A 12,680-nucleotide genomic window follows, 5' to 3' on the forward strand; every position below is an offset into this window, starting at 1 on the left:
CGCACGGACATGAAAGCCTTTTTCCACGAAGACCAGAAACTCCATCACCCACGCACGTATTTTTCGCGCGGCAAGATGCGCGACCCGCAGGAAATTCCTTCGCGTCTGGACGGCTTGGTGCAAGCCTCCCGCAAGCTGGGCTTCGATGTGCGGGCACCGGCCGACCATGGGGCCGGCGCCATTGCCGCCGTCCACTCGCTGGACTACCTGCGCTTCCTGCAATCCGCGCACGAGCAATGGAAGCGCATGCCGGAGGACTGGGGCGAGGAAGTCATGTCGACTATTTTCGTGCGCGAGCGCAATCCGCTGCGCGGCGTGCTCGCCCAGGCCGGGCGCTACCTGGCCGACGGCAGCTGCCCGGTGGGCGAACACACCTGGCATTCCGCCTATTGGTCCGCGCAAGGCGCCATTGCCGGGGCACAGGCCTTGATCGCGGGGGATAGGCACGCCTACGCCATTTGCCGGCCGCCCGGCCACCATGCGCGGCGCGACGGCGCGGGCGGCTTCTGCTACCTGAACAACGCCGCCATCGCCGCGCAACAGCTGACCGCGAAGTACCCCAAGGTGGCGATCCTGGATACCGACATGCACCATGGCCAGGGCATCCAGGAGATCTTCTACACCCGCAGCGACGTGCTCTATGTATCCATCCACGGCGATCCGCACAACTTCTATCCCGCCGTCGCGGGCTTCGAGGACGAACGCGGCGAGGGCGAGGGCTACGGCTACAACATCAACCTGCCCATGCCGCATGGATCGGCCGAAGGGGTATTCTTCGACCGCCTCGCGCAGGCCCTGCGCGCGATTACCCTCTTCCAACCCGACGCGCTGGTACTGGCGCTGGGCTTCGACATCTTCGAAAAAGACCCGCAAGCGAAAGTCGCCGTCAGCGAGCGCGGCTTCGAGCGCCTGGGGCGGGAAGTCGGGGCGCTGAAGCTGCCGACGCTGGTCGTGCAGGAAGGTGGGTATTACATCGAAGGGCTGGAATCGAACGCGACGCGGTTCTTCGGCGGGCTGACCGGTGCGTGACACACGCCCGGCGACGCGTCGACGGCCTCCCGGCATGGCGATTGCAGTGCGCTCCGCGTCCCCCACCGGAGAACCGCCATGGCCCTTAAACTCAAGCCCGTCGCCGAACAAGTCATCGTCATAACGGGGGCCTCCAGCGGCATCGGGCTGGCGACCGCCATGCTGGCCGCCCATCAGGGCGCCCGCGTCGTAATGGCCGCGCGCAGCCGCAGTACGCTGGAACACGTTGCGGCCGAACTCGTCCGCGACGGCTTCGATGCCATCGCCGTGGAGGCGGACGTATCGGTACGGGACGATATGGACCGGGTAGCCCGCGTGGCCATGGAGCGGTACGGCCACGTCGATACCTGGGTCAATAATGCGGGGCTCTCCATCTTCGGACGCCTCGACGAGACCCCGGAAGAAGATGCCCAGCGGCTTTTCCAGGTCAACTTCTGGGGCGTGGTGCATGGATCGCTCGCCGCGCTGCCCCTGCTCAAGGCCCATGGCGGCGCGCTCATCAATGTGGGAAGCGAGGTCTCGGATGCCTCCGTGCCGCTGCAGGGCATGTATTCCGCCAGCAAGCACGCCGTGAAAGGTTTTACTGATGCATTGCGTATCGAGCTGGAAGCCGACAAGGCGCCGGTATCCGTCACGCTCATCCAGCCCACGGCGGTCGATACGCCTTTTCCCGAACATGCGGCCAACTATATGGACCAGGCCGCCAAGCTGCCGTCGCCCATGATTCCCGCGGAAAAAGTCGCGGCGGCCATCCTCGAGGCCGCGGCGGATCCCGATCGCGAAGTGAAGGTCGGCGCACTGTCGGTGATCAACACCACCATGTTCAAGCTGTTGCCCGGACTGGCGGACAGGATGGCGAAAAAGCAGATGGGACGGCAGCAGCGCAACGCGCCATCCCATCCGCACCAGGGGACGCTGTACGCGCCCGGAGAATGCGGCGAAACCGCCGGCTTCGGCAACAGCAACCCGGCGGATCCCGATGACGCCATGCGGCGCAACACGCGCCCGTCGGCATAGGGCTGCCGCGACCCGCGCGTCACGCGCATGCCATCATGCATGCGGGCCCGACCACCCACGCGGTGCAGTCGTCCGCGAAGGATCACCATGCCCGATCACCAAGATGCCGGCGGCCACTCTCCTCACCTTTCGACGGACGAGCAAGGCCAGGCGGCCCAGCATTCCACGCCGCCGGCCTTGGTCATCCATGAGGTCGTCCGCGAGGAAGGCGAAGCCGCGCTGCAGCGCCCGGTCGGCGCACTGGCCTGGTCGGCCCTGGCCGCCGGCCTGTCCATGGGCTTCTCATTCCTGGTCCAGGCCGTTCTCGCGGCCGGCATGCCGGATACGTCGTGGCGGCATCTGGTCGCAGGCCTGGGCTACTGCACCGGCTTCGTGATCGTCATCCTGGGGCGGCAGCAGCTCTTCACCGAAAGCACCCTGACGGTGGTCCTGCCCGTACTGATGCATCGCGATGCGCGCACCCTGCTCGCCGCCCTGCGCCTATGGACGGTCGTACTGGCGGTGAACGTGGCGGGAACGATCGCATTCGCCGCGCTGCTGCTCGTGCCGGGCGTGTTTCAGGCGGAAGTCGTGCACAGCCTGGGAACGCTGGCCATGCAGGCCATGCCGGATGCATTCTGGCCCACCGTGCTGCGGGCCGTATTCGCCGGCTGGCTGATCGCATTGATGGTATGGCTGCTGCCGAGCGCCCGCGCGGCACGCCTGCTTACCATCCTGTTCATCAGCTACATCGTGGGGATCAGCCATCTGTCGCACATCATCGCCGGATCGGTAGAGGCCGCCTATGCGGTATTCACGCACCAGGCGTCGGCAAGCGACTTCCTTGTCCGCTTCTTCGCCCCTACGCTGTTGGGCAACATCATCGGCGGGGTGTCGCTGGTGGCGATGATCAATCACGCCGCGGTGGCCTCGGAGATGGACGATCGCGACGGGGAAAATGGCGACGGCAAAGGCCTCGCCGGCAAGCGAACCTGACAGTCTTCGCGCGATCGGCACCGGCCGGCCTGCCGATGGCCCCGGCCCCGCTATACGCCTTTCGGCGCCGGACTTATCAGCGATTCGATACGCCGGGCGTCCTGCGGCGTCGCGGGGTTGTAGACGACCATGCCAAGATCGGGCCTGCCATCCACGGCAAAGGCGGAATACTCGAAACTCAACGGCCCCAACACGGGATGACGGATATGCTTGACCGCCTCGCCATGCGCGCCCTGAACGTCGTTGGCGTCCCACATTGCCTTGAACTCCGGACTGAGCAGGCAGAGTTCCTTGACCAGGGGCTCTACTTCCGCCGCCGCGCCCGCCCGGGCCGCGTCCACCCTGAAAGCCCCCACCACGAAGCGCGCCACGCTTTCCCAGTCGTACTGCAACGCGCGTGCGCGCGGGTCCAGGAAGACGATCCTCAGGATGTTGCGCTGGCGCGGCGGTAGCGCGCCGTAATCGGTCAGCATGACGGTCGCCGCGCGATTCCACGCGACGACATCCCAGGTGGCCGTCCTGACCAGCGCGGGGACCGGGTCCAGGGCATCGAGCACGCGCTGCAGCCGCGGGCTGACGCCCTCTTCCTTGCGATAGCGCACGTCAGGCGGATGCCCCAGGCCAAGCAGGAAAAGATGCTCGCGCTCGACGTCCGTCAGCATCAAGGCGCCGGCAATGCGGTCGAGCACCTCCGCGGATGGCGCGCCGCCCCGCCCTTGTTCCAGCCACGTGTACCACGTGGGGCTGATATTGGCCCGGTGGGCGACCTCTTCGCGACGCAGCCCCGGCGTGCGCCGCCGGCCGCCGGAAAAGCCGAACGCCGCCGCGTCCAGCTTCTCGCGCCGGTCCCGCAGGTACTTGCCGAGTCGGTTGACGTCCGTGTCGATGGCAGCCATGCTGTTAAACGTTATACCCTGATAACCACACTACTTTACCAGGATAAAAGATCGGCGCAGATTGTCTCCTCCCCATTTCGGAGACCCTCTCCATGCGTATCTTCATTACCGGCGCCACCGGCTTCATCGGGACGGCGGTTGTCCGCGAACTGATCTCTTCCGGCCACCAGGTGACGGGCCTGTGCCGCTCCGAAGAAAAAGCCGGCTTGCTCGCCGCCGCCGGCGCCACCGTCCATCGCGGGTCGCTGGAAGATCCGGATAGCCTCGCGCAAGGCGCGGCCCGGGCCGATGGCGTCATCCACCTGGCCTTCAATCACGACTTTTCCAGGTTCAAGCAGAACTGCGAAGACGACAGGCGCACCATCCAGATTCTCGCCTCGGCGCTTGCCGGCACGGACAAGCCCTTGATCGTCACCTCGGGGATCGGAATCGCCAACCCGCCGCCGGGCCAGCTCGCCACGGAGGACAGCCCGGTCATAGCCTCCGCCGACATCCCACGCGCGGCTTCGGAAGAAGCCGCGGCCGATGCCCTCGCCCATGGGGCGAACGTGTCGGTGGTCCGGCTTCCGCAGGTGCACGACACGGCCCGGCAGGGACTCATTACGTACATGGTTGCACTGGCGCGGGAAAAAGGCGTCCTGGCCTACATCAGGGAAGGCGGCAACCGCTGGTCGGCGGCGCACGTCACCGATGTCGCCCGGCTTTACCGGCTGGCGGTGGAACGCGCGGCCCCCGGCGCGAAATACCACGCGGTCGCCGAAGAAGGCGTACCGTTGCGTGAGATCGCCCACACCCTGGGACGGCGGCTGGGACTGCCGGTCCAATCCCTCGATCCCACCGAGGCCGCAGCGTATTTCGGCTGGCTGGCGATGTTCGCGCAGCACGACGTGCCGGCCTCCAGCGCGCTGACGCGCGCGGCATTGGGATGGCAGCCCAACGGCCCCGGCTTGCTCGCCGACCTTGAACGCTTGCAGGACAGCGCACACTGATTTCCCATCGCGCGCAAACCTCCCGGCCGAACAGCGGGGCGGTCGGGCCTGGCGCGGCGGCGGGTTTCAGGCCGTCGCGCGCCCCAGCAGCCCGGGCAGGCGCTCGACAAGAAAACGCGAAAAGGCGATCGCGGCGGCGCCGGCGCCCTCGACAGGCGTGAGCATGCCCAGGGGCTCGCAGTAGAGCGGCAGCGCGATGTCCAGCTGCACCAGCTGCCCGCGATCCAGCGCATGCTGGATCATGCTTTTGGGCAGGACAGTAATCAGGCGTTCCTGCTGCAGGAAAGCCTGCAGGATCGTCTGGGAACGCGTGGCCACCGTCTTGACCGCGGGATTGGCGTCCGCGCCTTCGATCAATTGATCGAAGGCATAGCGCGGCGATGCCGGCGAAGGCACCAGGATCCACGTTTCCTTGAACAAGGTCTTCAGCGCCAGATTGCGCCGCTTGGCCAAGGGGTGCAAAGGCCCGGCGGCGATGACATAGGCGTCTTCGATCAGCGGAACGAACGTCCAGCCTTCCGGCACGATGGCCGGTTCGCGGCACAGCGCCAGGTCGATCCCGTCCTGCGCGATCAGCTCGCCGATCTCGCGCACATCCGTTTCCAGCACGTTCAACCAGATGGATGGATGACGCTGGCTGAAAGGCTGCAGCGCATGCGTCAACAAGCCGGAAACCGCGCTGGTGATCGCCGCGATACGCACCACCGAATCCGCCGTGGTGGTCATGGCCGAAGTGACTTCCGCGCAGGCATGCACGGATTCCAGGATGCGCCGCGCGTAAGGCAGCAAGGCCAGCGCGATGGGCGTGGGCGTCATGCCGCGCGCGTGCCGGATGAACAACTGGCAATCGAGCAGCCGCTCCAGGTCATGCAGGATATGCGTCGTGGAAGGCTGGGTCAGCCCCAGCGCCTGCGCGGCGCGCTTGACGCTGCCCAACTCCCGGACCTTGACGAGGGCTTCGATGTGGCGCAGGCGGGCATGCACCATCAGGCGGGATGCAAGGACCGACGTGGCGATGGTCATGATATCGACGTTCTCTATAGGTAGCGCCCATATTCTATTAGTTATTTATCGCCCCCTTGCGCAGAATACGCGGCACTCGACCAACAAACGGAGACAGCCGATGAACCGACGCACCGCCCTGAAAAGCCTGGGCGCCTGGGGAGCCGCGGCCTGCGCCATGCGCACCGGCCTGGCCCAGGCCGCCCAATATCCCACCCACGCCGTCCAGGTCTATGTCGGCACGGCACCGGGGGGCATCACCGACTATATGGGCCGCCTGTTCGCGCAGTGCCTGTCGCAGCGCACGTCGCAAAGCTTTGTCGTGCAGAACCACGGCGGTGCCAGCGGCACATTGGCGGCAGCCGAGGTGGCGCGTTCGCCCGGCGATGGCTATACGCTGCTGGCGACCACGCCCACGGTCATGATCGTGGCGCCGCACATGTACCACTCGCTCAGTTTCAGTCCGGCCAAGGACTTCGTCCCGGTCTGCCTGCTGGGCGCGGGCCCGATGGTGCTTGTCGTCAACGCCAGCCTGCCGGTGCACAGCGTCGCCGACCTCGTCGCCCTGGCACGCGCCAAGCCCAACCAGATCGCCTATGCGTCCGGCGGCACGGGCACCGCCGCCCACCTGACCGGAGAGCTGTTCGCGAAGGCAGCCGGTATCAAGCTGGTGCATGTCCCGTACAAGGGCGACGGACAGGGCGCCATCGACGTCATGAGCGGCCAGGTCGCCATGATGTTCTCGACCATGAACGTGCTGGGCCCGCAGATCAAGGCCGGCCGCGTGCGGGCCCTGGCTGTCGCCAGCAGCAAACGCATGGCCTCCGCGCCGGACATTCCGACGGTGGCCGAAGCGGGCGTCAAGGGCGTCGAATCGCTGGCCTGGGTCGCCATCTATGCGCCCAAGGGAACGCCCGCCGATATCGTCGCCTCGCTCAATGACCAATGGCAGGCGGCCCGCGCCACCCCCGAGGTGTCGAACCAGATCGCATCCGTGGCGATGGACGACGTCGCTTTCAAGACGCCGGCCGAACTGGCGTCATTCCAGAAATCGGAAATGGCCCGGTGGAGCGACGTGATCAAGGCCAGTGGAGTCGAAGCAAATTGAGTACCGTGAAGCGCAACCCGATAGCCGCCCTGGAAACCTTCCTTGTCGATCGCTGGTGCCTGCTGCGGATTACCTGCGAGGATGGGACCACGGGAATCGGTGAAGCGGGCGTGCACGCCTGGCCCGGTCCGACGGCGTCCATGATCGAGCACATGGGCAGCTATCTGATCGGCAAGGACGCCAACCTGATCGAGCATCACGCCCAGTACCTGCAACGCAGCATGCACTTCACCGGCGCGGTCCTGTCGGCGGCGATTTCGGCGATCGACATCGCCTTGTGGGACATCAAGGGCAAGCGCCATGGCGTACCGATCTACGACTTGATGGGCGGCAAGACGCGCGACCGCGTGCGCTGCTATGTACACGTGCATGGCGGCAGCGTGGAAGACCTGGTCGCGGACGCCCGCGCCAAACAGTCCCAGGGGTTTACCGCCCTGCGCTTTTCGCCATTCCGCGACGATTTCCACCTGCACCCGTCCTTCGAATCCTGGGCCAACGACGCCGTCGAACGCGTCGGCGCGCTGCACGAGGCCGTGGGCAAGGATGCGGACCTGTGCATCGAACTGCACCGGCAGATGGACCCGGCCGAATCGATCGCGCTGGCCCAGCGGCTGCAAGCCTTCAAGCCGTTCTTCTACGAAGACCCCATGCGTTCGGACAGCCCGGCCCGCATGGGCGTGGTCCAGGCCCGGTGCGGGCTGCCTATCGCCACCGGCGAACGCTTCACGTCCATATACCAGTTCCAGGATCTGCTGGCGCACAACGGCTGCGACTACATCCGTCCCGACGTTTGCGTGTGCCTGGGACTGACCGGCAGCAAGAAGGCCGCCGCACTGGCCGAGGCGCACCATGTGAAAGTCATTCCGCACAATCCGCTATCGCCGGTGTCGACGGCCGCATGCGTGCAACTGGATGCCTGCATTCCGAACTTCGCCTTGCAGGAATACGTGGGCGAAGACCAGCCCCCCAAGCGCGACATGGTCAACCAGCCGCTGCGGCTGGAGCGGGGTTATCTGATCGTGCCGGAGACGCCGGGCCTGGGTATCGAATTGAACGATGCGGTGCTGGCCGCGCAGCCCAAAAAGGACCTGACGCCGTATGCGCCCATCGGGCTGGATGGTTCGGTGCGGGACTGGTAGGCGACCGCGGCCCCGCGAGCCGCGGCCGCCGGCGATCCGCTTGGGAGACCGCGCACCGATCCCCGGGGATCAACCCGCGGCGGCGGGGGCGTAAAGCCCGGGCGCGAGTTCCGCCCGCATCGTATCGATGAAACAGCGCAGCCGCCGCGGCTGCAGCCTGCTGGCGGGATAGACAAGGTATAGCGGCAAGGCGGGCGCTTGCCATTGCGGCGCCAGCTGCCGCAGGCGGCCCGCCCGCAGGTCGTCCTCGAACACCCATCCGGACGCGACGCAGACGCCCAGCCCCAGCATGGCGGCCGTACGCAGGGCGTACAAGCTATCGGTGGACATGCGCGGCTGGATGGACAGCCGGACCGACTCGCCGGTGCCGATATGGCTCAGGGCGATCTCGTCGCGATAGAACGTACGCAACGCCAGCCAGGGCAATCGCCCCAGATCGGCGGGATGCGCCGGCACACCCCCGCGCTCCAGCAACGCGGGAGCGCCCACGATGATGCGGGGCACATCGCCCAGCTTCAGCGCCACCACGGACTCATCGCGCACTTCGCCGACACGGATCGCGCAGTCCACGCCGTCGGCCACGAAGTCCGGCATGCGATCGTTGAGCAGCCATTCCACCCGCATTCCGGGATAGCGCTCCAGGTAGACCGCCAGGGGATCGACGAACTGCTGCTGCCCGAAGGCGTGCGGCACGACGACGCGCAGGGTGCCGACCGGTTGCTGGCCGGCACCGCGCACTTCGCTATCGAAGGCCTGCCAGGACGCGATCAACTCCTCCGCGCGGTCGTAGCAGCGCCGGCCGTCCTCCGTCAATTGCATGCCGTGCGTGGATCGTTGGATCAGGCGCACGCCGACGGCGCGTTCCAGGGCCTGCAGCCGGCGGCTTACCGTGGGCTGCGTGGCCCCCAATTGTTCGGCCGCGGCGCTGAGGCTGCCGGCGTTGACGATGCGGACGAAGGTGTCGATCAGCGTCAGGCGGTCCGCGCTGCCCTGCCCGGAAATGAGCTCGTTCATACGCCATACGTATAACCGATCTGCGTGCGCGCCGTCTACCGTTACGGCGCCCGGGCGGCCAGAATAGCGCCACTGACCACTTACCCGGATTTCATCATGTCGAATATTCGCTCCACGCATGACGGCCCGGCCACCCCGGCCCCGTTGTCCACCGCCCTCCTTCTGCTGCTGGCGGTCGCCGCCGGCCTGAGCGTCGCCTCCCTCTACTACAGCCAGCCCATGCTCGGCATCCTGGGCCCCGATATCCATGCCGGAGCCCGGACGGTCGGCTGGCTGCCGACCCTGACCCAGCTCGGGTATGCCGCCGGCATCCTGTTCCTGGCGCCGCTGGGCGACCGCTATGACAGAAAACGCATCATCCTGGTCAAGACCGCCGTGCTGGCCGTCGCGCTGATGCTGAGCGGCATCGCGCCGTCGATAGGCGCGCTGCTGGCCGCCAGCTTCGCGATCGGACTGTCGGCGACCCTGGCACAGGACATCGTGCCGGCGGCCGCCACCCTGGCCTCGCCCGACCAGCGCGGCAAAACCGTGGGCACCGTCATGACCGGCCTGCTGCTGGGTATCCTGATGTCGCGTGTCGTCAGCGGTTTCGTCGCGGACCATTTCGGATGGCGCGCGATGTTCCATGCCGCGGCCGTGGCCGTCGTAGTCCTGGGCCTGATGCTGTGGCGCGGCCTGCCGGCGTTCGCGCCGACCACGCGCCTGCCCTACGCCGCGCTGCTGGGCTCCATCACGCAATTATGGCGGGCCCATCCCGGGCTGCGCCTGGCGGCCCTTTCCCAGGGTCTGCTGTCGCTCGCCTTCAGCGCCTTCTGGTCCACGCTGGCGGTCATGCTGCATGCCGCCCCCTTCAACCTGGGTGCCGGCGCGGCGGGCGCTTTCGGTATCGCCGGGGCGGCCGGCGCCCTGGCCGCCCCGCTGGCGGGCCGCATGGCGGACCGTCGCGGCCCCGCCATGGTCAGCCGTATCGGTGCGGCCCTGGTGACCGCCTCTTTCGCCGCGATGGCGCTGATGCCGACGTTGTCGCCCCAAGGCGCGCTGTGGCTGCTGGGCGTCAGTACCGTGGGCTTCGACCTGGGCATCCAGATCGCGCTGATCTCGCACCAGACCATCGTGTATGCCCTGGACCCGGCAGCGCGCAGCCGGCTCAACGCGGTTTTGATGGTGGGCGTGTTCGTCGGCATGGCGGTAGGCGGCGCCCTGGGCAGCCTCGCGCTGGCAAACTTCGGCTGGATCGGCGTTGTCACCATCGCGACGATCGCGGCCGCCGCCGCGCTGATCCTGCGCCTGCGGGCCACGGGGGCGCGCAACGAAGGCGGCGCGCCCATCGCCGCAACCGCCGCGGCGTCCGGCCGCTGAACCGGTTTGCCGCTGCCCACGGATGCGTATCCGGGGGCAGCGCATTTCCGGCTTCATGTGGTTGAATCTGGGCTTTGCACGCCGGACGAAGCCCATGGCCGACCTGAAGCTCCTCGAAGACCTGATCGCGCTGGCGAAGACCGGCAGCTTCGTCCGCGCGGCGGAACTGCGCCACGTCACGCATCCCGCCTTCGGCCGCCGCATCCGTGCCCTGGAGGCATGGGCGGGCGCGCCGCTGGTGCACCGTGGCCAACAGCCGGCGACACTGACACCGAAAGGCGAGGCATTGTTGCGGACCGCGATACAAGTGGTGGAGCAGATGGAGCTGGCCCGCCACCGCATGCACGGGTCCCATGCCGGCGGCGACGCGGTGCTGCGCATCGCCACCGGCCGCAGCCTGGCCCGGACGCTCGTTGCCGACTGGGTGGCGCGCTTGCGGCATCGCACCCCCAAGGTCCTCACGGGCAACGCGCAGGTCGAAATATCCACGGCAGTGATGCAGGAGCTGTCCGTCAGGCTGGAGCAGAACAAGGTCGACATGTTGTGCTGCTACGAACATCCCGCCATGTCGGTCTCGCTAAGCCCGCAGCGCTTCCGATACATCACCCTGGCCACCGACAAACTGGTGCCGGTCACCCAGGTGGATTCGCGCGGGAATCCGCGCTATGTCTTGGGCGAAGGCGGCCGTCCCACGCCCTTGATCGCCTACGCCGGCGGCCTGGCCATGGCGCGCATCCTGGGCGACCGCCTGGAAACCACGCCGCACGCGCTGACGCCTTTCCTGCGTACCGATTCCCTGGACGTGGCGCATGGCGCGGTGGCAAACGGGCTTGGGGTGGCCTGGCTGCCGTGGTCCATGGTGTTCGCGGACTGCCGGCGCGGCGCCCTGGCCGCGCTGGGTGGACGCGGCGACGAAGTGGCGTTCGAAGTCCGCCTGTATCGGCCGCGCGCCCGCATGACGGAACTGGCCGAAGCGGCCTGGGCGGCGACCACGCGGCGCACTCCCTGACCGCGCCCGCGCGAAAACTGAAAAAGCACGCAGGCGTGCCGTTTCGGCACGACGCGCGCGCCGCGGCGCCGGACAATAGCCGCGAGTCCAAAGAGACGGCCCAGCCGTCCATCCAGTCCCCAAGGAGACACCTTCATGAGATCCATGACGCACCGCCTGCACAAGGCCTTGGCCATCCTATGCGCGAGCGCCGCGTTCGCCTTGCCCGCGGCCGCATCCGCGGCTGACTATCCCGCGCGCACCATTTCGCTGATCGTCGGCTACCCCGCCGGCGGGAGCGTGGACCTTACCGCGCGGCTGCTGGGCGAAGAACTGGGCAAACGCCTGGGCCAGACGGTCATCATCGAAAACCTGGGCGGCGCCGGCGGCACCATCGGCGCGCAGCGTGTGGCACGCGCCGACCCCGACGGCTACACGCTGCTCCTGGGCTCGACCAACGAAATGGTGATCGCGCGCATGATCAACGCCGCCGTTCAATACGACGGCGCGAAGGACTTCAGTCCCGTGGGCCTGGTGGCCTCGCAGCCGATGGTACTGGCCGCCAGTCCCCAATCCGGTGTGAAAACCGCCGCGGACTACCTGAAAAAAGTGCGTGACGCCGCCCCCGGCACCTACAACTACGGGTCCTCCGGCGTAGGCACGGCGCTGCACCTGGCCGGTGAAATGATCAACCAGGCCACCCACACGCAGGTCGGCCATGTCCCGTACCGCGGCGTGGCGCCGCTGGTGACCGACCTGATAAGCGGACAGCTGGATTTCGGCATCTTCGTGCTGTCCTCGGCCCTGCCGCAAGTGCGCGCGGGGAAAATCGTCGGCGTGGGCCTTACCGAAAACCGCCCTTCCGCCGCCGCGCCCGAACTGGCGCCGCTGGCGTCCACGCCCGGATTCGAATCCGTGGACATCAACCTCTGGTTTGCCTTGTACGGTCCCGCCCGGCTGCCCCAGCCGGTGGTCGACAAACTACGCGCGGCCTTGAACGACGCGCTGGCTTCCGAGCACTTCCGCGCCAAGATGCGGGATGCCGGCGCCGAAGTCGCACAGCCCGGCGTGGATCTCGCGGCCTTCCAGGTCGCGGAAACCGGAAAATACGGCGCGCTCGTCAAGGCTGCCCGTATCGAGGCCCAGTAACCGCCGCGTTCTTGC

Annotated in this window: 12 protein-coding genes; 9 read left to right on the forward strand and 3 right to left on the reverse strand. The window is 67.4% G+C overall.

All coding sequences use genetic code 11. From position 1 onward, the window contains the following. The first annotated feature begins 9 nt into the window (after positions 1–9). The 3 genes from CAL28_RS21100 (at position 10) to CAL28_RS21110 (ending at position 3,021) form a co-directional block, all read left to right on the forward strand. Positions 10–1,029, forward strand: coding sequence for a histone deacetylase family protein (locus CAL28_RS21100; RefSeq protein WP_094843156.1), 1,020 nt, complete (start codon positions 10–12; stop codon positions 1,027–1,029). Between the two features lie 78 nt (positions 1,030–1,107). Beyond that, complete coding sequence (locus tag CAL28_RS21105; protein ID WP_094843157.1) at positions 1,108–2,046, forward strand: SDR family oxidoreductase; 939 nt, start codon at positions 1,108–1,110, stop codon at positions 2,044–2,046. An 87-nt stretch (positions 2,047–2,133) separates the two neighbouring features. Next, the gene (locus CAL28_RS21110; protein ID WP_094843158.1) at positions 2,134–3,021 is read left to right on the forward strand and encodes a formate/nitrite transporter family protein; all 888 of its coding nucleotides are present in this window, start codon (positions 2,134–2,136) and stop codon (positions 3,019–3,021) included. Between the two features lie 50 nt (positions 3,022–3,071). On the opposite strand, the gene CAL28_RS21115 is transcribed toward CAL28_RS21110, so the two are convergent. Next, positions 3,072–3,917 (reverse strand): helix-turn-helix transcriptional regulator, encoded by an 846-nt coding sequence (locus CAL28_RS21115; RefSeq protein WP_094843159.1) that lies wholly within the window; start codon positions 3,915–3,917, stop codon positions 3,072–3,074. Between the two features lie 92 nt (positions 3,918–4,009). On the opposite strand from CAL28_RS21115, the gene CAL28_RS21120 reads away from it, so the two are divergent. Next, positions 4,010–4,906, forward strand: coding sequence for an SDR family oxidoreductase (locus CAL28_RS21120; RefSeq protein ID WP_094843160.1), 897 nt, complete (start codon positions 4,010–4,012; stop codon positions 4,904–4,906). Between the two features lie 66 nt (positions 4,907–4,972). On the opposite strand, the gene CAL28_RS21125 is transcribed toward CAL28_RS21120, so the two are convergent. Next, on the reverse strand, positions 4,973–5,929 hold the full coding sequence (locus tag CAL28_RS21125) for a LysR family transcriptional regulator (protein WP_094843161.1): 957 nt from the start codon (positions 5,927–5,929) through the stop codon (positions 4,973–4,975). A gap of 100 nt (positions 5,930–6,029) precedes the next feature. On the opposite strand from CAL28_RS21125, the gene CAL28_RS21130 reads away from it, so the two are divergent. Together CAL28_RS21130 and CAL28_RS21135 are read left to right on the forward strand one after the other, a co-directional pair. After that, a complete protein-coding gene (locus CAL28_RS21130; protein ID WP_176464061.1) occupies positions 6,030–7,016 on the forward strand; it encodes a Bug family tripartite tricarboxylate transporter substrate binding protein in 987 nt (328 codons plus the stop codon). A gap of 5 nt (positions 7,017–7,021) precedes the next feature. After that, positions 7,022–8,155: a mandelate racemase/muconate lactonizing enzyme family protein gene (locus tag CAL28_RS21135; RefSeq protein ID WP_254926310.1), complete on the forward strand. Its 1,134-nt coding sequence runs from the start codon at positions 7,022–7,024 to the stop codon at positions 8,153–8,155. A gap of 69 nt (positions 8,156–8,224) precedes the next feature. On the opposite strand, the gene CAL28_RS21140 is transcribed toward CAL28_RS21135, so the two are convergent. Continuing rightward, positions 8,225–9,169: a LysR family transcriptional regulator gene (locus tag CAL28_RS21140; protein WP_094843163.1), complete on the reverse strand. Its 945-nt coding sequence runs from the start codon at positions 9,167–9,169 to the stop codon at positions 8,225–8,227. A gap of 96 nt (positions 9,170–9,265) precedes the next feature. Between CAL28_RS21140 and CAL28_RS21145 the strand changes: the two genes are divergently transcribed. The 3 genes from CAL28_RS21145 (at position 9,266) to CAL28_RS21155 (ending at position 12,665) form a co-directional block, all read left to right on the forward strand. Further along, positions 9,266–10,528: an MFS transporter gene (locus tag CAL28_RS21145; protein ID WP_094843164.1), complete on the forward strand. Its 1,263-nt coding sequence runs from the start codon at positions 9,266–9,268 to the stop codon at positions 10,526–10,528. A gap of 94 nt (positions 10,529–10,622) precedes the next feature. Further along, the gene (locus tag CAL28_RS21150; protein WP_094844771.1) at positions 10,623–11,537 is read left to right on the forward strand and encodes a LysR family transcriptional regulator; all 915 of its coding nucleotides are present in this window, start codon (positions 10,623–10,625) and stop codon (positions 11,535–11,537) included. A gap of 135 nt (positions 11,538–11,672) precedes the next feature. Then, on the forward strand, positions 11,673–12,665 hold the full coding sequence (locus CAL28_RS21155) for a Bug family tripartite tricarboxylate transporter substrate binding protein (protein WP_094843165.1): 993 nt from the start codon (positions 11,673–11,675) through the stop codon (positions 12,663–12,665). The last annotated feature ends 15 nt before the right edge of the window (positions 12,666–12,680 follow it).

The sequence above is a fragment of the Bordetella genomosp. 11 genome, from assembly GCF_002261215.1.
In the GTDB taxonomy this organism is placed as follows: domain Bacteria; phylum Pseudomonadota; class Gammaproteobacteria; order Burkholderiales; family Burkholderiaceae_B; genus Bordetella_C.

Excerpts from the sequence above, each read along its gene's own strand:
- CAL28_RS21155 (WP_094843165.1), top strand. The coding sequence starts at position 11,673 with ATGAGATCCATGACGCACCGCCTGCACAAGGCCTTGGCCATCCTATGC.
- CAL28_RS21125 (WP_094843161.1), bottom strand. The coding sequence starts at position 5,929 with ATGACCATCGCCACGTCGGTCCTTGCATCCCGCCTGATGGTGCATGCC.
- CAL28_RS21100 (WP_094843156.1), top strand. The coding sequence starts at position 10 with ATGAAAGCCTTTTTCCACGAAGACCAGAAACTCCATCACCCACGCACG.
- CAL28_RS21140 (WP_094843163.1), bottom strand. The coding sequence starts at position 9,169 with ATGAACGAGCTCATTTCCGGGCAGGGCAGCGCGGACCGCCTGACGCTG.
- CAL28_RS21145 (WP_094843164.1), top strand. The coding sequence starts at position 9,266 with ATGTCGAATATTCGCTCCACGCATGACGGCCCGGCCACCCCGGCCCCG.
- CAL28_RS21105 (WP_094843157.1), top strand. The coding sequence starts at position 1,108 with ATGGCCCTTAAACTCAAGCCCGTCGCCGAACAAGTCATCGTCATAACG.
- CAL28_RS21110 (WP_094843158.1), top strand. The coding sequence starts at position 2,134 with ATGCCCGATCACCAAGATGCCGGCGGCCACTCTCCTCACCTTTCGACG.
- CAL28_RS21130 (WP_176464061.1), top strand. The coding sequence starts at position 6,030 with ATGAACCGACGCACCGCCCTGAAAAGCCTGGGCGCCTGGGGAGCCGCG.
- CAL28_RS21150 (WP_094844771.1), top strand. The coding sequence starts at position 10,623 with ATGGCCGACCTGAAGCTCCTCGAAGACCTGATCGCGCTGGCGAAGACC.
- CAL28_RS21115 (WP_094843159.1), bottom strand. The coding sequence starts at position 3,917 with ATGGCTGCCATCGACACGGACGTCAACCGACTCGGCAAGTACCTGCGG.
- CAL28_RS21120 (WP_094843160.1), top strand. The coding sequence starts at position 4,010 with ATGCGTATCTTCATTACCGGCGCCACCGGCTTCATCGGGACGGCGGTT.